Annotated in this window: 13 protein-coding genes; 8 read left to right on the forward strand and 5 right to left on the reverse strand. The window is 59.2% G+C overall.

Annotation, left to right across the window (positions count from 1 at the left end; translation table 11 throughout):
- Positions 1–4 precede the first annotated feature (4 nt).
- The 5 genes from H6A60_RS07000 (at position 5) to H6A60_RS07020 (ending at position 5,388) form a co-directional block, all read left to right on the forward strand.
- Positions 5–2,017: a sensor histidine kinase gene (locus H6A60_RS07000; RefSeq protein WP_205102727.1), complete on the forward strand. Its 2,013-nt coding sequence runs from the start codon at positions 5–7 to the stop codon at positions 2,015–2,017.
- 75 nt (positions 2,018–2,092) lie between these two features.
- A complete protein-coding gene (locus tag H6A60_RS07005) occupies positions 2,093–2,725 on the forward strand; it encodes a response regulator transcription factor (protein ID WP_205102729.1) in 633 nt (210 codons plus the stop codon).
- Between the two features lie 274 nt (positions 2,726–2,999).
- On the forward strand, positions 3,000–3,248 hold the full coding sequence (locus tag H6A60_RS07010) for a hypothetical protein (RefSeq protein WP_205102731.1): 249 nt from the start codon (positions 3,000–3,002) through the stop codon (positions 3,246–3,248).
- A gap of 396 nt (positions 3,249–3,644) precedes the next feature.
- Positions 3,645–4,754: a M20 family metallopeptidase gene (locus H6A60_RS07015; RefSeq protein ID WP_205102733.1), complete on the forward strand. Its 1,110-nt coding sequence runs from the start codon at positions 3,645–3,647 to the stop codon at positions 4,752–4,754.
- A gap of 262 nt (positions 4,755–5,016) precedes the next feature.
- A complete protein-coding gene (locus H6A60_RS07020; RefSeq protein ID WP_205102735.1) occupies positions 5,017–5,388 on the forward strand; it encodes a DMT family protein in 372 nt (123 codons plus the stop codon).
- A 152-nt stretch (positions 5,389–5,540) separates the two neighbouring features.
- Here the strand turns inward: H6A60_RS07020 and H6A60_RS07025 are convergent, their stop codons facing one another.
- Both H6A60_RS07025 and H6A60_RS07030 read right to left on the reverse strand, forming a co-directional pair.
- Positions 5,541–6,650 carry a lysophospholipid acyltransferase family protein gene (locus H6A60_RS07025; protein WP_205102737.1) on the reverse strand — a complete coding sequence of 370 codons (1,110 nt, stop codon included), beginning with the start codon at positions 6,648–6,650 and terminating at the stop codon, positions 5,541–5,543.
- Entirely contained in the window at positions 6,650–7,963 is a 1,314-nt protein-coding gene (locus H6A60_RS07030) for a glycosyltransferase family 2 protein (protein WP_239477641.1), read from the reverse strand. The genes H6A60_RS07025 and H6A60_RS07030 overlap by 1 nt, the downstream gene beginning before the upstream one ends.
- 684 nt (positions 7,964–8,647) lie before the next feature.
- Here H6A60_RS07030 and H6A60_RS07035 point away from each other — a divergent pair.
- The 3 genes from H6A60_RS07035 (at position 8,648) to H6A60_RS07045 (ending at position 13,651) form a co-directional block, all read left to right on the forward strand.
- Positions 8,648–10,906, forward strand: coding sequence for a cation:proton antiporter domain-containing protein (locus H6A60_RS07035; RefSeq protein WP_205102739.1), 2,259 nt, complete (start codon positions 8,648–8,650; stop codon positions 10,904–10,906).
- A gap of 158 nt (positions 10,907–11,064) precedes the next feature.
- Entirely contained in the window at positions 11,065–12,270 is a 1,206-nt protein-coding gene (locus H6A60_RS07040) for a hypothetical protein (RefSeq protein ID WP_205102741.1), read from the forward strand.
- Positions 12,271–12,421: 151 nt separating this feature from the next.
- Complete coding sequence (locus H6A60_RS07045; RefSeq protein ID WP_205102743.1) at positions 12,422–13,651, forward strand: L-lactate MFS transporter; 1,230 nt, start codon at positions 12,422–12,424, stop codon at positions 13,649–13,651.
- Between the two features lie 130 nt (positions 13,652–13,781).
- Here the strand turns inward: H6A60_RS07045 and H6A60_RS07050 are convergent, their stop codons facing one another.
- The 3 genes from H6A60_RS07050 to H6A60_RS07060 all read right to left on the reverse strand — a co-directional run bounded on the left by H6A60_RS07050 (position 13,782) and on the right by H6A60_RS07060 (position 17,570).
- On the reverse strand, positions 13,782–15,203 hold the full coding sequence (locus tag H6A60_RS07050; RefSeq protein ID WP_205102744.1) for an MATE family efflux transporter: 1,422 nt from the start codon (positions 15,201–15,203) through the stop codon (positions 13,782–13,784).
- A 221-nt stretch (positions 15,204–15,424) separates the two neighbouring features.
- Entirely contained in the window at positions 15,425–17,026 is a 1,602-nt protein-coding gene (hcp, locus tag H6A60_RS07055) for a hydroxylamine reductase (RefSeq protein ID WP_239477642.1), read from the reverse strand.
- Between the two features lie 154 nt (positions 17,027–17,180).
- Positions 17,181–17,570: an RrF2 family transcriptional regulator gene (locus H6A60_RS07060; RefSeq protein WP_205102746.1), complete on the reverse strand. Its 390-nt coding sequence runs from the start codon at positions 17,568–17,570 to the stop codon at positions 17,181–17,183.
- Between the last annotated feature and the right edge of the window lie 46 nt (positions 17,571–17,616).

Genomic DNA, 17,616 nt, shown 5'->3' on the forward strand with positions numbered 1-17,616 from the left:
AAAAATGACTCGACAGCGCTCGCTCCGACCGTTCAAAGGCAAAGCGCAGAGGGACGTGGCCGTCTCTCGGCCGGCAGCTGAACGGCGCAAGCTCTTCTCTGCGGCGCTCGCAGCCGGCCTTCTGGCGAGTCTTTTTGCGCTTGGTTTCTGCGCGTCGCCGCTCTCGGCCGCTCCGTCGGCGTCCGACACGGTGGTCGACGACGGCTGGGCCGATACGGAAGCCGCGGCTGTCGAAGGATTGCCCATCATTCCCGAGGCACGCGGCAAACGACTCCGGATCGGCTACTTCGAGCGCGCCGAGACGAATATGCGCAAGAAGCTTCTCATTCCGTCGCTCGAGCGGCTTCGAAGCGCCTTTCCGACACTTGAGATCGAACTTGTAAAGCTTTCCGAATTCGAGCTCCAGCTTGGCGCCATCAAGCGCGAGTTCGATCTTTTCCTCGTTTCGAGCGGCTTTTACACGTATTTGGCCGATGCGGGTTCGGGCGCCATCTGGCTTGCGACGCGAAAGACGCCGGTGGCCACGGTGAGCGAAAAGGCCTCGGGGTCCGTCTTCATTGTGCGCGGGGACAGCGACGAGTTGCTCGAGCTCGGCGATCTGCGCAGTAAACGCGTAGCCGCGATCGAAAAGTCGTCCTTCTCGGGCTGGCTCACGGCACTTGCCGCGATCGGCAACATCACTCAGTACCCGAACAACTTCTTCGGGAAGGTTTTCTTTACGAGCGATTCGCCTGAGGAAGTCGTCGAAATGGTTCGCGAAGGCCGCGTTGAGGCCGGCGTGCTTTCAACATGCGAACTCGAGTCGCTTCAGCTGCAGGGACTGGTGTCACAGGACGAATTCCGCGTGCTCGGCGAGCGCCCCGTCGAAGGCTTTGCTTGTCGAACGTCGACGCAGCTTTATCCGGACCTCGTTCTCGCCGCGCGCCCCGACCTGCCTGCCGAATGGGGGAAGATCGCTTCTTCGACGCTTCTCGGCATGCCTCTCACGGCTGACGGCTGGGGGTGGACCGTTGCCAACCAGGTGAACGATTCGCGCCGCGTCATCCACCGGTACGCCGGGGTGATGGCCTCTGCCGACGGCGACCGCGACGACACAACCGACCGCTACAAGTATGCGATGCTGATCGGCTTCCTCATTCTCGCCGGTTCCGTCGGGTACAACATTCTCGTGAGCCGCGTCGTGCGCAACCGCACACGGGCGCTCGTTCAGATCATTGACGAAAAATCCGCATTGGAAGAGAGCGAAAAGGAAAACCGCGCCCGCTTGTCGCAGCTCGAGCGCGCCGGGATCGTGAGCGAACTCTCGAGCATGATCGCGCACGAACTGCGTCAGCCCGTGGCGTCGCTCATCAACTACGCAGACGGTCTGCAGCTTTATTTGGGCGGCCGCGGAAAGGATCCGATGATTGACGAAGCCACGCGCGAAATCGCCGAGCAGGCTGAACGTGTCTCGGAAATTGTCGAACGCGTGAGAAAGTACGCCAAACAGAAGACGCAGGTGCACGCGCCGATCGACCTCTGCGAAGTCACGAAGCGTGCGTTTGTAACCTTCGGCTCGAGCGCCGACCGCACGGGCGTGCGCATCACGTCCGATTTCGCCGATAAAGCCCCGATCGAAGGCGATCCGCTTGAACTCGAGCTTCTCATCGTCAATCTTTTAAAGAATGCGCTGCACGCGGCGAAGGCGTCGCCCGAAGGGAAGGGCACGATTTCGATTCGCCTCTTTGCCGACGGCGTCACATCGGACGATCCCCGCTGGGTGCTCGAGGTGCGCGACAACGGGCCCGCCATCTCGGACGCGCAGTTCAACGACCTCGCGCACCCCATTTCAAGCGATAAACTCGAGGGACTCGGGCTCGGGCTTTCGATTTGCCGCGTCATTGCCGAGCGTCACGCCGCGAAGCTGCGCTTCCGCCGTGTAGAGCCGTCCGGTCTTTGCGCAATCCTTTCGATGGCGCAGCGACAGACGGACGGTGCGGGCAGCCGCCCGAAAGCCGGCGAGCACGAAGTCGGCTGAGACTTAAATCCAAACACAACGCACAAAGAAACGAAATTCGGAGCGCCCGATTTCGTCTGAGAGAAAAGTATTTTTATGACCGCCACGCCTTCGCCCGACCTCTATCCCGCGCTTGTTCGCATCGTTGACGATGAAGAAACGGTACGCCGTTCGGAATCCTTCGCCCTGCGGGTGGTCGGGATCGACGTCGTCACTTACGAGAGTGCACGCGATTTTCTCGACCACGACGATCTACGGCATCCGGGCTGCGTCGTTCTCGACGTGCGCATGCCCGGCATGAGCGGGCTTGAGCTGCAGCAGGAGATGCTTCGCCGCGGGATCGATCTCCCGATCCTCTTTTTGACCGGGCACGGCGATATCGGGATGGCCGTCTCCACCCTGAAGCTCGGCGCAGAGGACTTTTTGGAAAAGCCCGTCGACCCCGCGAAGTTCCGTGAAATCGTCAAGCGTCTCACCGAAAAGAACATTGAAGCGCGGCGCGTGCAAATTGAAGTGGAAGGCATGCGAAGCCGCTACGAACTCCTGACCGATCGCGAAAAGGAGATTTTAAAGCGCGTCGCACAGGACCAGATGAACAAGCAGATTGCGATCGACCTCGACATTCAGGAACACACGGTGAAGATTCACCGTTCGAACGCCTGCAAGAAGCTCGAAGTGCGCTCGGCCCTCGAGATTCATCATTTCTTGGAGGCGATCGGCGAACTTTGACGAGCATCACTGCGCTCATCTTTAAGCTTGAGGCCGCTGGCTTCGTTCCGGTGAGCGATACCGTTTTCTCTTCACGGCTGCCGAAAAGCACAAAGCCGTCCTTTTTGAGCGGCATTCGTGAAATGGCTATTGATGGCGCCTCGACGTAGTGAGGAACCCAAGACCAAACAAGGCTGCATCGACAGCTTTTGCGTCGCGATCGCTGAGTCTGCCGTATTCCGTATTCCTGCCAGTCAAGAAGAGGAACTTCCTCGAGAAAAGCCGGGCGCGGCGGGTGACTGGTGACTTTGACCGAAATGATGAACACCTCAACCGTGTCTTCTTCGATAGCGCCAACGATGACCGGGCGGTTTTTGAAGACGCCCGGTTTGTCATCGAATTCGAACGGAATGCGCCAAACCTCGTAGTGCCGGGGACCTTCCTCAGCAAGCTGATCGCGACCATCGTCCTCATTCGTCAGAGTCGTCATCCTCGCGCCAAGATGCCGGGAGGACAGCGTGCCCGTTTCGAATCGGCGGTGTAATGATGTTCGGATTCTTCGAATCGAAGACGCGCGCAACAGGTGGATCGTCTCGCACTCTTAAATCAAAGGAGTAGCGAGCGTTACCACGGCTTTTGCCCGTCAAGAACGGTTTTAGAACATTTGGCGGATGCGGCGGCGATGCTCAGTTGTCACTGTTGAAGAAGAACCGCCTGCGGCGGATTCCTCTCTCTCTAATCCGGGGCGCCCCTGCAGCCGTTTGCATCACGGCCCATATACGGGAAAGCGCGGGGACGCCAGCGTTTTAGAACCAAGGTGCAATGTCCGAAAAGAACCCGAGTAGCAGAATGCTCTTCGACCACAAACGGTTGTGCGGACGCGCGGCGGGAAGGGCCCGCAGCGACGGCCGTGCGACAAACGTATTTTTCGGAGAGAAGAATGCTCGAAGCCTATCTCAAGGACCTTGAAGAGGTTGTGAACATCGACTGCGGCTCCGCCACGGTTGAAGGCGTCACGCAGGTTGCCAAGATCATGAAGCGTCATTTCGACGAAATCGGTTTCCACACCGAACTCGTCGATCTCGGCCCGAAGGCCGGCATGGGTCTGCGCGCCACGAACAAGCCCGATGCCGAAAAGTACGACATCATGTTCAACGCCCACCTCGACACGGTCTTCCCGGAAGGCACCGTTGCCGAACGCCCCTTCAAGATTGAAGGCGACCGCGTGATGGGCCCGGGCTGCGCCGACTGCAAGGCCGGTGTCATCGCCATCTTCCACGCCCTCAAGATGGCTCGCAAGGAAGACCTCGATCGTCTCGCCATCCTCGTCTGCTACAACCCTGACGAAGAAGTGAGCTCGGTTTCGTCCCGCGGTTGGCTCATCGAACAGGCCAAGACCGCCAAGTACGCCATCGTCTGCGAACCGGGCCGTGCCAACGGCTCCTTCGTTCGCTCCCGTAAGGGCCGCGGCGTTTGGGAAATCAATGTTCACGGCGTCGCCGCTCACGCCGGCAACGCCCCGCAGGACGGTCGTTCCGCCGTTCTCGCTGCCGCCAAGTTCACGATCGAAGTGAGCAAACTCCAGGACCTCGAAGGCCGCGGCACGTCCGTCACGGTCGGCGTCGTTCAGGGCGGTACGGTTTGCAACACGGTTCCCGATCTCTGCACGCTCAAGATCGACACGCGCTTCAAGACCGACGAAGACGGCGAATACCTGAAGTCCTCGATCGAAGCCCTCGCCCAGCAGAACTGGGGCGAAGACATCACGGTTGAAGCCAAGCAGGTTTCGAACTCGCCCGCCATGCCCTACAGCGATCGTTCGAAGGAACTCGTTGATATCATCAACGAAGCTGCCCGCCGTGCCGGCTACGAAGCCGGCTGGATCGATGCCGGCGGCGGTTCCGACGCCAACAAGATCGCCGCTTACACGATCGTCGTTGACGGTGTGGCCCCGGCCGGTTCGGGCTTCCACAGCGCCAAGGAAAATCTCCAGATCCCGACGATCGAAAACCGCGTCGCGACGCTCAAGAACGTTCTTGAGCTGCTCTAAAGAGCGTTGATGCTGCCGAGGCGCATGTCCGGCAGCAACGGATCGAATAGCGGAATTCGTTCAACACGACCGAATTCAAAAGAATCCGAGCGCAGGAGGGGGACATCGTAGCAACGGTGTTCCCCTCTTGATCTATGCGGGCGTTGAATCGCCCAGCCCGCGTGCGGCATACGTCAAGCGTTTGATGCTTCGGCCGGCGTGCAAATCGGCTTCAGGCGCGCTACGCTTGCTGCTTCCGAAATCTTTCTTCAATAAATAAGTCATGCTCGCCAAAGGCCTCTCAACAATCGCGCTGCTTTGCATCTCCAACGTTTTCATGACGTGCGCCTGGTATCTGCACTTGAAGCTGCAGGCGGCCAAAGTCATCTCCAACTGGCCGCTCGCGCTCGTCATCGTTTTCTCCTGGTCGATAGCGCTCTTTGAGTACGCCTGCATGGTCCCGGCAAACCGCATCGGCTTCGAAATGAACGGCGGTCCCTTTTCGCTCGTTCAGCTCAAGATCATCCAGGAATGCATCACGCTTTTCATTTTCACGCTGTTCGGCCTCATCGCTTTCAACATCCGTCTCGGCTGGAACCACCTCGCGGCCTTCGTGTGCCTGGTGCTGGCCGTGTATTTCGTTTTTCAGAAGTGACCTAGAGAAGCCGTCTGTCGCGATAGATATCGGTCGCAAAGGCGTGGATGGTCGTGGGTACCGAGCGGTGTTCAAGAAGGAAGCCGTTGCGGATGCTGAGCGGTTTTCGGTGCAGGGCAACTGAAAGATTGTGTGTAAACAAAGAAAATTTTTCAGTTCAATCCCTTTCTTCGGCGGCCGCAAACGGTCTCATCGCTTTGAGATTCGCCCCAGAAGTCGTAGAAATTGAACCAATCCCGCGGTGACCTCAGGATCTCGGCGGCAAGATTGTCGGCATAGGCCTGCGCCATCCGTTTTAACCAAGCTTCTCTTTCGCGGCGCGAGGCTGCGGGCGACTCGTCAAGCGAGGCAAACTTCACACGGTAGCGAGCGGACCCCGGCGGGTCGCCGGATATAGACGCTCTACGCGTACAGGTCATCATGCGAAGCGGACATTTCAAAAGAAGCGCGAGGAGTGCGCCGCCCGTCGGAAACGGTGCTTTGGCGCCGAGAAAGTCGACTTCCGCGACCGCTTTTTCCGATCCGATCGGCGTCCGGTCACCCGCGAGAATGATGTACGCCCCTTGCTCCACACGGTCGGCGAGCGCCATCGCAAGGGCAGGGGAGAGCTCTGTGACTTCAAAGAACTCGCAGCGCGGGGCCGCAGGACGGGATCCGTCGCTTCGGGAAGCGTTCTCCAAGAGCTTGTTAAAGCGTTTCGCATGTCCCGTGTGCTCGAGCACGACGAGCGGATGGTCCGTATGGTGCCTCGATTCGCGGGAAAGAAGCTCTTGGCAGCCCGCGTGCGACGTCAGAATAACGGCGCCCTGATTGGGCGGATCGGCCGCAAAAGGTTCGTCGCCGGCGACTTCAAGGAAAAGCTGACGCTTCGCAGCGTGCGCACCGCACGCAGCAAGGAGCTTATCCAAAATCGTTTCGCCAAAGCGCTCAAGCTGCGCGAGCGCGGTCTTCGCGTCCGGCCGTGCGCCGGCATGAAGAACGGCATCTGGCTGATCGACCTCGATCCACGGTCTCTGCTTTAGGTAGTCGACCACCCGCTCCTGGTAGGCAAGGAGGTCGCGCCGTAGTCTCGTGTTTGTCGACCAGTAAAAGAAGAGAACGGGCTTCAGAATCAGCCGAAATGGCCTGATCCCGAAATACTTGGCTACAAAGAGCAGAATGCGGATGCCCGCGGTCGAGGTTTTTTCGCCGAGTTTCGACCAATGGGGCTCCGCCTTCGGGCGATGCGGGCCGACGGACTTCGCTTTTTCGGTCGGGCGCATCAGTTGCTGCCGGCAACGCTGTCGTTCGGCCGAACGCTCGTTAAGGCTGCGCTCTGCTTTTGGGCTTTGAGTGCTTCGCGTTCGGTTGCCGCCTGCGAAATGCCCGTGCGCCGCACTTCGGCCTGCGCCTGTGCGAGCGCAGCCGCCTGAGCGGCAGCGCTCGGCGCGGGTGCTTTCGCGACCTTGGCAGTCTTAGGCTGAGCGCCGGCTGTTTGGGCTGAACGCACGGACGCCGCACGGGTGCCGTTCGCGGGCGGGAGCTGCGCGGGCTTGGCGGCCTTCGAGGACTTGATCGTTTTGTCGTTGGCCGCTTGGAGGGGGGCGTCTGGGCAAACCGTTTTGCATTCGGGGTCCCGTCCGCAGATGCGCGAAAAGAGAATGATCGGCAGGCGCGTAAGCATCAGGACGCAGAGCTTGGCGTGCATGAGGCTGATGCGAACGTTGTCGGTGAGCGCATTGAAGTGGCTCACGCCTTCTGCCGGGTAAGTGACGCGAACGGGAATGTTCTTGATGCGGACACCCGCCCAGAGAAGACGCACGAGAATTTCCGGATCGAACTCCATGCGGCGGCCGATCTTCGCGTTCTCAACAAGACCGAGTACGGGGTCGAGCGGATAGAGGCGAAGTCCGCACATGGCGTCTTCAAAGGAGAGCGAGAGGCTGTTGACCGCAGCCCAAAAGTTCGTGAGCTTGCGCCCGAAGAGCCGCGCCTTCGGCACCGTTTCATCGTAGACGGGGTAGCCGCAAATGAGCGTGCAGGGGTACTTCTGCCCGAGCGCGAGCAATTTCGGCAGTGCTGCACGGTCGTGCTGACCGTCGGCGTCGATCTGAAGCGCGTGCGTGTAGCCTGCGCGTCCCGCGACCTTGAAGCCGTCGATCACGGCCGCACCTTTGCCGCCGTTCACCGTGCGGTGAATGACGCGAACGCCGGGCTCTGCGAGCCGGTCGCAAAGCGAACGTGTCGTTTCATCCGAGCCGTCGTCAACGAGGTAGACCGGAAGACTGAGCTTACGGACGTCGGCAACCACTTCGGCGAGACACTGCGGCTGGTTGTAGACGGGGATGATCGCAACCGGTCGGAAGCCGGGCTTCATGCTCGTCTTGACGTTGGGCGCGCCCGCACGAATGCCCGTGCGCGCCTGCGCGGTAACGCCGGGCGTCCCGACAACGGCCGGGCCCTCTTTGCGGGGGCGGCGCGGCTTCACCTGCACCGCTCGGCCGACATCGTCGGCAGCTTCTTTTCGGCCGGGCTTTTGCGCGGCGGCTCCACTTTCGATGCCTGCGGCATCGGCAGACGCGGATTCTTGAGACATGTCCGAAAAACTAACGGTCGAAAAGCGCGGAAAACACACAAACGGCCGAACGCAGGACCCGCTTGGAGATCCCGTCAAGTGCGTTTGGCTTCTTTTTATAAAAGGCCCCCAATACTACACGCTTCGTTCGGCGCTCGGGCGCCGGAAAGGCGCAACAGCGCACACAATTTCGCACATACGGTGCCGCGAGTCGAACACCTGCGTTCGAAATGGAGGGCTTCTTACGATGATTGTACGAACCCGCAAGCGCAATAAACAGAGGCAAACCACGCGGTTGAGCGACTTCTGTCGTGAAAATCGACGTCAGAAAAAGTAGAAGAAGCCGCGAAGAAGAGACGGCAGGCTTGAGCGACAGAGAGACGGCATGCAGGGTCGGCGTTTCGAGCGGTGAAACGCGTACGAAAAGACGTGTCGCCCTGATTGCGGACTTCGTCGGAAAATTTGCGGAAAACCACTTTTTTACGCCCGTTTTGCAGGCGTTCCGGCACAGGCGCTACTTATACTATCCGTGTTTCCGATAAGGGAAAGCGAAAAACGCGCTGCTCGCGATTGAAGTGAGACTGCAAAAGCGGTTACGTGCCATGCGCGCTTTTCGCTTTCGTCTTCGCCGTGGCGCCGCTGGCGTGGCAGAAGCGGCCGGAAGCAGCAGAACAATTCCAACAAACGCCAACCGAATAAGCACGAATGGAACACTCGCTCCCGCTCATCTCGACGCTCGTGATCGGCTTCATGCTTGCGCTCGTTTTCGGCTTCATTGCCGAGCGCTTTCTGAAGGCGCCCGCACTCGTCGGCTATCTGCTTGCCGGCATCGCGGCCGGTCCCTTTACGCCCGGTGTCTATGCGGACCCGGAACTCGCCAGTCAGTTCGCCGAAGTGGGCGTCATGCTCCTGATGTTCGGCGTCGGTCTGCACTTTTCAATCAAGGACCTGATGAGCGTGAAGGGCATCGCCGTTCCGGGGGCGGTGCTGCAGATGTTCTGCGCGACGGTGCTCGGCGCCGTTGCCGCACACACGCTCTTCGATCGCCACTGGGTTGAAGCGTTTGCGCTCGGGCTCTCGCTCTCGTGCGCTTCAACGGTCGTGCTTTTGAAGGCCCTTGAAGTGCGAGGAATTCTCTCCGGGCCCGACGGGCGCATTGCCGTGGGCTGGCTCGTCGTCGAAGACTTGGCGACCGTTGTCATCCTCGTTATGCTGCCGCCTCTCGCGGAAATCTTTGCGCCCGGCACCGGTACCAAGGCAACCGTGAGCGGCATGGAACTCGCGATGAGTCTCGGGAAGACCTTGCTCGGCGCCGTGGCTTTTGTCGTCGTGATGCTTTTGGCCGGCCGCCGCGTTCTGCCGTGGGCGATGGCGCAGGTGGCGAAGACGGGCTCGCGCGAACTCTTCACGCTCTTCGTTCTCGCCTGTGCGGTGGGTGTCGCCTACGGCGCGGCGGAAATCTTCCACGTCTCTTTCGCGCTCGGCGCCTTCTTCGCCGGCATGGTTATGCAGGAGAGCCGCTTTGCGCACCGCGCGGCGACCGAGTCGCTCCCGCTGCAGGACGCCTTCTCCGTGCTCTTCTTCGTTGCGGTCGGCATGCTCTTTGACTGGCGTGTGCTGATCGAGAATCCCTGGGAAGTGCTTGCCGTCCTCTTTACGATCATCTTCGGGAAGTCGATCTGCGCCTTTATTCTCGTCTGGGCGCTCAAGTACCCGCTTCACACGGCCTTGACGGTAGCCGTTTCGCTCGCGCAGATCGGCGAATTCTCGTTCATTCTCGTGGGGCAGGCCGAGTCGCTCGGTCTCGCCAAACCGGGGCTTCTCAACCTCATCGTGGCGGGCGCGATCCTTTCGATCGCGTTGAATCCCGTCTGCTTCGGCGTGATCCCGCATCTCGCGAAGTTCTTGACGGGCCGCTGGACTTGGGCGCGAAAGGCCGCCATGCGCACGATGCCCTATGAGGCGCTGCCGCAGGAAACGCAGCCCGAAATGCTTTCGGGGCAGGTTGTTGTGGCCGGCAACGATGCCTTTATCGAACGCTTCGCAAAGTTCCTTTCGGAATCGAAGGTCCCGATGGTGGTTCTCACTGCCAACGAAGAAATCGCCAAGCGTCTTTCCGAAGCGTCGATTTCCGTTGTGAGCGGCCTCCTTTCGAAGGAAGAGTCCTGGATTGCGGCGCACCTTCATCACGCGCAGCGCCTCATCCTCGTCGACAGCTCCGCCGATGCCGTCTCGGCCGCGAATGCCGCCCGCCGTGTTTCGCCTGAAATTCCCATCGTCGTGGTTGCGCGCGATGCGGATCTGTGGCCCGAAGCGCGTCTCGAAAACATTCGCTTCCTCTCGACGGGGGACGCTGCGGCACGACTCCTCGCCGTCAAGATCGAAGCGGCCGTTGCCGAAAATGCGCCTTTGGGTGAAGTGATTGAACCCAAGGCAAAACGTACCGATGCTTTCGAGGATCTCACGGAAAAACTCCGTCCGAAGAAGAAAGCCGAAACGGAAGAGGGCGAGAAGGATGAACCGGCAAAAACCGATGAGGCCGAAGCTTCCGCCCCCCCGGCGGACGAAAAGGTTGAGCAGGGTATGAAGCCCGAAAAGACCGAGAAGTCGGAAAAGACTGAAGCCCCAGTCATTCTCGGAGCAGCCACGGCCGGTGCCGCTTATGCCGCGACGAGCGTGCTCTCGGAATTTGCCGAAGAGGAAGAAGCGGTGACCCAAGCCGAACCGTCGACAGTTGATTCCGAAGCCACTGCCTTCGCAGAAAAGACGCCCGAGGAGCCCGTACTTCCGCCCGCGCCCAAGCCGCACGAGTCCGATGCCGTCGCCGTGATGGCGGCGATTGCGAAGGAAGCCGATGAGGCGGCAGAAGAGGCAGAAGAAACTGAAAAGCCCGAGGCAGAAGAAACCGAGCCGAAGGCTGCGGCAGAAACGAACGAAGCGAAGCCTAACGGCGGATCCGCATAATCCAAGTCTCACGACAACACACAATACGGGACGCATCGGCGGTTATGTCGGGCGTCCCGTTTTTCGATCAAAGACCGGAATAACCGGTGTATCGGGCGTCGAGGTATGGAGCGGCTAAACTTGGTGTTTCTCTTGATGATGGTGGTGGAACGCCTGCAATGACCGGAAAAATCGAACCGAATGCCAAACCGCTCGCGCCTTTCACATTCAATGCGTCGGCCGAATATCGGTGGCTGACCGAACAGTACTTTTTAAAGTGCGGACGAGGTGATCCCGATGAGGAGCTCAGCCGTCGGCTCGTCGCCTATGTGAATCACATCGCGCTCCAAGGTGATGCGCCATTTGATCCGATCGCTTCGCTTTCTGCGGATGCCCAAGCCGAGAGAGAGGCCGTGCGTCTTCAACGCGCCGCTCAAATCCGTTCATCGTTCACAAAGGAAAAGGCCTACGCCGAGCTTCGTGCCATCTGTGAAAACCTTTCCTGCGGCTGCGAAGGCGGCGGCTGGGCGTCGCCGCTTTGGATTTCGGGACTTGAATGGGGCGGCGGCTCAAGCGAGCCCGACGGCACGTCCTACATCGACTTCGATGAGTATGAAAATACGTGTACGGCTTGGCTTAAACCTGATAGAGACGCAGCTGCTCGTTGGCTCAATGCCTATCGCTACAACCAGTACCTCGTGCGGTTCTGCACGCGGCTTTTCGGCTGGCAGTACGAAGAGAACGTTGCTTCTGGGACGCTCGCTGAACGCGCAGCAGCCAAAGGTCTCTTTATGCCGAACGGTGTCGGTGCAAAACTCAACCTTTTTCCGTTCTCACGGCAAAACAACAGTCAATGGCAAGCGCTTCACGTTCGCTACCAAGGCGTGGATCTCGGACGAATCGTGGATTTGATTCAGGCAGGCAAATTTTTCGATGTGAACGAGTATTACAAAAAAGCGGTTGAGTGGCGAAGTTCTGCTTTATTGAAACGCTTGTACGAGACAACGCGCGACGGATCGCCCAAATTGGTTGTCGGCATCGGCATCGGGAAAAAGCGTGAATTTGCCGAAATGTTCGGTGCGCTTGAATCCGAGGAAATGCATCTCTCTGACGTAACCGGTATCTCAACAGCCGTCTACGAGATCGGGCATGCACTCGATGCCGACGGCCAAGCGGTGCCGCTACGTAACTGCTGGCTGGTTGTGCTGCCGTTTTTCTATGGCGGAAGCGGTTCGCTTTCGTCGTACAGCGTTCTTGATCAAACCGTGCGGAGCATTCAAGCGTTCCTTTTGGAAAAGGGGGTGCCGGCCTTCTGGGCAGATCCCAAATGGTCTACGCCCTACGATTGGACGCGTGCCGGGAAGGAATCGGTGTTATTCGATTGAGATAAGCCGCCCAATGAACGACATTGAGGGAGATCGGTCCGGGGGTCGTTCTTTCTCAACCTCGTGAAAACACCCGAAGAGAAGCAGCGTCTTATCGAGGCACAATATCAAGATCACAAAAAAACGGACCGTACTTAGGTCTGACACAACGATGAATCTAACAAGAAAGCGCTGGCATCTTCTGGTCGTTGGTTGCTTCATCAACCTCTTTGCCGGGTCTCTCTACGCCTGGTCCGTTTTCGGCGCAGCGTTGGCCGATCGTTTGACCGCGATCGGTCCCGACAAAGTGGCAAGCGCCGACCTTGCGCTCGCGTTCGGGCTTGCCAATGCCGTCGGTCCCATCACCATGATTTCGGGCGGGGCCGTGAACGACCGATTCGGGCCGAAATTCGTGATCGCCGCGGGCGGTCTTCTGATGGGGGCGGGTCTTTATTTCTGCGGCACCGCCGCGACGCCGCTCGAAATCATTCTTGCTTACGGTCTTGGCTTCGGGCTTGGTCTCGGCTTTGTCTACGGCTGCACCGTCAACAATACGATGAAGTTCTTTCCGGACCGACGCGGACTCTCGGGTGGTCTCACGACGGCCGTTTACGGTTCGAGTTCCGTGATTCTGCCGCCAGCTGCCGCCTGGCTTATTGCCGAGTTCGGCATTGAAGCGGCGATGAAAGGCTTGGGCGTCGTCTTTGCAGTGGTGATCGTCGCGGGCGGACTTCTCTCCATGCGCTGCCCGCCGGGTTTTGTGCCCGAAGGCTGGACGGCGCCGGCGAAATCCGTTCAGAGAGCGGACCGCAACTGGCGCGCAATGATCGCTTCCGAAGAATTTCCGTCCATGATTGCGCTCCTCATGTGCGGCGCCGTGGCTGCGATGATGATTCTTGCGCATGCCTATTCGATCGCCCGCAACCAGATGGGTTTCACTGCGGCAGACGCGAGCGTCGCCGTTTCCGTCATGGCGCTCGCCAATACGGTCGGGCGTATCTTTGCGGGAACGCTCTCCGACAAACTCGGTCGTCTTGCCGCACTGACTTTGGGGATCGCTTTTTCGCTCGCGGGCCTCGCCGCGCTCGCTTTTGCCGGCCCCGAGCGTCCTCCACTTTTTTATGCTGGTCTCGTCTCGGTCGGGATGGCGTTCGGCTCCTTCATGGGCGTTTTTCCGGGCTTTACCGCCGAAGTGTTCGGCTCGCGAAACAATTCGGTCAATTTCGGCATTATGTTTGCGGGCTTTGCAGTTGCGGGTGTCCTTGGGCCAACCCTCATGGGAACGCTGCGCGGTGCCGGTCTCGGCTACGCGGTCTGCTACGGTGCCGCAGCTGCGATTGCCGCTACGGGACTCTTCTTTATTTGGCGTCTCTCGAGAATTTTTGCCAGGGGCGGCGCTTGATTTTCCAACGCTCACCTTGAGTGCGGAACAGCGGGCGGAATGGCGGGCGGTTCGGTGCCGCGCGTCGCAGGCTCATCGCGAATCCTCGCGAATGACCGCTGCGTTCAAGCGCACAAGCGCGCCGCCGCTGTCATGCCTCGTTGATACGAAGCGCCGCTTTGCCGTCGTAGCCGTAACGTCGCCGATTCTTCAGAATGAAGACGACGCAAACGCAAAAAGCAAGGAGTTCCGCAGTCGGTACGGCGAGCCAAAGCCCGAGGTCGCCGAGTACTTCGGGCAGTATTTCAATTGCGAGGACCAGAAAGAGGAACGTGCGGCAAAAAGACAGGATGCCCGCGCGCTTGCCGTCTCCGAAGGCCGTGAAGAAATAGGCCGTGAACATGTTGGGGCAAAGGAGAAGCAGCGAAAGTGCATAGATCGAGAAATTCTCGCGCACAAGCGTAAAGACCGCCGTATCCCGGTCGACGAAGAAGGCAAGCACGGGCTCGGCAAAGAGCACGGCCGAGGTGTAGGCGACTACGCCGAACCCCGCCATGATAAGGAGCGAATTCTTGAAGACCCGGGCGAGTTCGGGCCAGTCTCTTGCGCCGTACTTGAAGCCCACGATCGGCGCAGACGCTTCGCAAAAGCCGTAGAAGACCGAGTTGAAGACATAAGTCGAGTATCCGGCGATCGTTAGCGCGGCGACGCCGTTAAGCCCGAGATGCGCAAGGAGCGCGCTGTTGAAGAGAAAGAGCGTCACCGAGTGCGAGAGGTAGGAAACCATCTCGGCCGTACCGCTCGTGACGGCATGCTTGAATGCCTTCAATTCAAGAACGGGGAAGTGCAGCTGAACGGGCGCGCCTTTCCTCGCGAAAAACAGGATCGCGGCCGCCATCGCGACGGCCCAGGAAATGACGGTCGCGAGCGCCGCCCCCCTCATGCCCATCTGCAGTGGGCCCATAAAGAGGATGTCGAGCACGACGTTCGTGAGCCCTGACGCAATGGAGGCTGCAAGGCCGATTTTGGGAAAGCCCGTTGCCGTAAAGAGTGTTTGCGAGGCAAGACTCACGAAAAGGAGAGGCGTCCCGATCAGGGCCGTCTGCTGGTAGTCGATCGCCAAAGCCATTTCCTTGGGGCCGATTCCGAGGAACGTGAGAATGGGTTCGAGAACGAGGAGCGCAAGAAGACCGAGCACCGCACCGAGGAGAAGCTCGCCCAAAAAGACGGTTGAAAGCGCACTTTCGGCTGCAGCGTGCGCGTTCTTGCCCAAGCGGCGCGCGAGAACGGAGCCCCCGCCCGCCGAGAGCATGATGCCGAATGCACTTACGATGCCCTGAAGCGGCCAGGCGAGGTTGAGTGCGGCGAGCGCATCGGCGCCGAGGTAGCGCGAAATGAGTGCGCCGTCCGCAACCGCATAGGACATGATGAAGAGCGACATCAGCATGCGCGGAAAGGCAAAGCGAAGCTGCCCCGCGATGCTGAAGCGTCTCCCGAGTATGTCCTGCGAAGTGGGTTTGGCGGATTTGACGTTCTCGGCGCCTTCGAGCGCGGCTTTGTCGACGGTACTCATGCCGACCATTCTACGGGGCGGCCGTTGAAGTGAAATGCGGATTTCTCTCGCAATCGTGCCTCTTTGAGGCAACATGGCTTTTCGACTGCGTAAAGTCGCGAAAGACTGCCAAGAGAGAGCCAAAAACAAACCGGCGCGCCTGAAACGGTCAAGCGCACCGGGAACGGCACCAAAAAGCAATCCGATAGTTAAGTGCCGAGCTTAGCGAAGAGAAATGAAAATCAGCCGAGGATCGCCTTCAAATCGGCCTCGGGCGTCGTAATGGGTTTGACGCCGTAGTTTTCGACCAAAACTTTCAGAACATTGGGCGAAACGAAGGCCGGAAGGCTCGGTCCGATGCGAATGTCACGGATGCCGAGGTAGAGGAGCGTCAAGAGAATGCTCACCGCCTTTTGTTCGTACCAGGAGAGCACGAGCGAAAGCGGAAGATCGTTCACCGAGCATTTGAAGACGTCGGCCAGCGCGACGGCGACCTTGATCGCGGAATAGGCGTCGTTGCATTGGCCCATGTCGATCAATCGCGGCAATCCGCCGATTTCGCCGATGTCGAGGTCGTTGAAGCGGAACTTGCCGCAGGCGAGCGTAAGAACGAGCGTGTCCTTCGGGGTCGCTTTGACAAATTCGGCATAGTAGCTTCGGCCGGACTTCGCGCCGTCGCAGCCGCCTACGAGGAAGATATGCTTGAGAGCGCCCGACTTCACCGCGTCGACCACCTTGTCGGCGACGCCTAGGACCGTGTTGTGTCCGAAGCCCGTGAGCATTGTCGAGCCGCCGTTGGCGCCCGTGAGGTGCTGCTTCTCGGTGAAGCCCCCGAGCGCGATCGCCTTTTCGATCACGGGCGTGAAATCTTTGCGGCCGTCGGCATCGGTGCCGATATGCATCATTCCCGGGTATTCGACGACCGACGTCGTAAAGACGCGGTCTTCGTAGCTTGCCTTGGGCGGCATGATGCAGTTCGTCGTAAAGAGCACGGGGGCGGGAAGATTTTTGAATTCCTTCTGCTGGTTCTGCCATGCCGTGCCGAAGTGTCCCTTCAAGTGCGGATATTTTTTGAGTTCTGGATAGGCGTGGCAAGGCAGCATTTCACCGTGCGTATAGATGTTGACGCCTTTATCCTTCGTCGCTTCAAGGAGCAGCGCGAGGTCGTGCAGATCGTGCCCCGTCACGACGATGAAGGGGCCGGGTTCGACTTCAGTCGTTACCGCTGTCGGCGTCGGATGACCGTACGTTTCGGTGTTCGCACGATCGAGAAGCGCCATCGTGACGAAGTTGATACGGCCCGTTTCCATAACGAGCTGCAGGAGCGATTCGGCGTCCGAGAGCGACGCGATCGCGCGAAGCGCCTTGAAATAGAACGCATCGATCTCGTCGTTCGTGTAGCCGAGAATTCGGGCATGATAGGCGTAGGCGGCCACGCCCTTTAATCCGAAAAGAATGAGAGACTTCAGGCTTCGAATATCGTCGTCCGCCGTCCAAACGGACTGCATGTCGAAACGCAGTTCGGCAGCCTCGTTCACGAGAGAACGAACCTCTTCGGTCAGCGACCGGATCTTCTCGCAGTCGAAGTTAACGTTCGTGAGCGTCGCAAAGAGCGCCTTTTCAAAAAGTTTCGCATTGTCCGACGAGTGGCCAACGTAGCGGGATGCGTCGATCAACGCCGCGACGATCTCGTCCTGACGGGCTGCGAGCGCAGGGTCCTTGCCGCAGGTGCCGATCTTGACGCAGCAGACGCCTTTGGTCGTCTGTTCGCACTGATTGCAGAACATGCGCGGCGCTTCAGCCTGATCGGTCGGCTTGATTTCGATTCGGGCATTTGTGTTCATGGTTCAAGGTCTCATGTATGAAACGAAGTTAAATTTCGTTTTGTTATCGGAATTCAAAATATTCGGCGCAAAAAGGCCCCTCGAATCGATTCGGCGCGATTCGATCAAGAAAGAAATAGGGCGACGTACGATCGAGTCGAACGAAGGTATTCGATCAGACCCGGTCGATCGTGTGGCCGGTCATGTAGTCGTAGAAGGTTTTGTTGATCGAATCGAGCATCGGACGCATTGCGCAGCAGCAGGGCGTCCTGCGCGGACCCGAGAAGAGGCAGTGCCGAGGTTTCCATTCGCCGTCGATCGCTTCATAGATCGACATAAGGGTTGCGGATCGCATTTCTTCGCGAATGACATAGCCGCCTTTGGGGCCCTTCACCGATTCAATGAAGCCCGCCTTGACGAGCTTCTGGAGCACCTTGGAGAGGTGATTGTCGGAGACGTCGGTGACGGCTGCAATCTGCTTCAAGGGCTGCGGCGTCGTGCCGTTTCTCGAGAGAAAGACCATGGCGTGAATGGCAATGGCGGCGGCTTCTGAGAGTTCGATCATAGGCAGGCCTGCGAATGGGGGGCGTGGGTTCTCTTTGAATGAGCCG

Source organism: Sutterella massiliensis (assembly GCF_016899755.1).
Classification (GTDB): Bacteria; Pseudomonadota; Gammaproteobacteria; order Burkholderiales; family Burkholderiaceae_F; genus Sutterella; species Sutterella massiliensis.

Bases quoted from the DNA above. Each gene is read 5' to 3' on its own strand.
- H6A60_RS07000 (WP_205102727.1), top strand. From the start codon at position 5: ATGACTCGACAGCGCTCGCTCCGACCGTTCAAAGGCAAAGCGCAGAGG.
- H6A60_RS07005 (WP_205102729.1), top strand. From the start codon at position 2,093: ATGACCGCCACGCCTTCGCCCGACCTCTATCCCGCGCTTGTTCGCATC.
- H6A60_RS07015 (WP_205102733.1), top strand. From the start codon at position 3,645: ATGCTCGAAGCCTATCTCAAGGACCTTGAAGAGGTTGTGAACATCGAC.
- H6A60_RS07020 (WP_205102735.1), top strand. From the start codon at position 5,017: ATGCTCGCCAAAGGCCTCTCAACAATCGCGCTGCTTTGCATCTCCAAC.
- H6A60_RS07025 (WP_205102737.1), bottom strand. From the start codon at position 6,650: ATGCGCCCGACCGAAAAAGCGAAGTCCGTCGGCCCGCATCGCCCGAAG.
- H6A60_RS07030 (WP_239477641.1), bottom strand. From the start codon at position 7,963: ATGTCTCAAGAATCCGCGTCTGCCGATGCCGCAGGCATCGAAAGTGGA.
- H6A60_RS07035 (WP_205102739.1), top strand. From the start codon at position 8,648: ATGGAACACTCGCTCCCGCTCATCTCGACGCTCGTGATCGGCTTCATG.
- H6A60_RS07040 (WP_205102741.1), top strand. From the start codon at position 11,065: ATGACCGGAAAAATCGAACCGAATGCCAAACCGCTCGCGCCTTTCACA.
- H6A60_RS07045 (WP_205102743.1), top strand. From the start codon at position 12,422: ATGAATCTAACAAGAAAGCGCTGGCATCTTCTGGTCGTTGGTTGCTTC.
- H6A60_RS07050 (WP_205102744.1), bottom strand. From the start codon at position 15,203: ATGAGTACCGTCGACAAAGCCGCGCTCGAAGGCGCCGAGAACGTCAAA.
- hcp (WP_239477642.1), bottom strand. From the start codon at position 17,026: ATGAACACAAATGCCCGAATCGAAATCAAGCCGACCGATCAGGCTGAA.
- H6A60_RS07060 (WP_205102746.1), bottom strand. From the start codon at position 17,570: ATGATCGAACTCTCAGAAGCCGCCGCCATTGCCATTCACGCCATGGTC.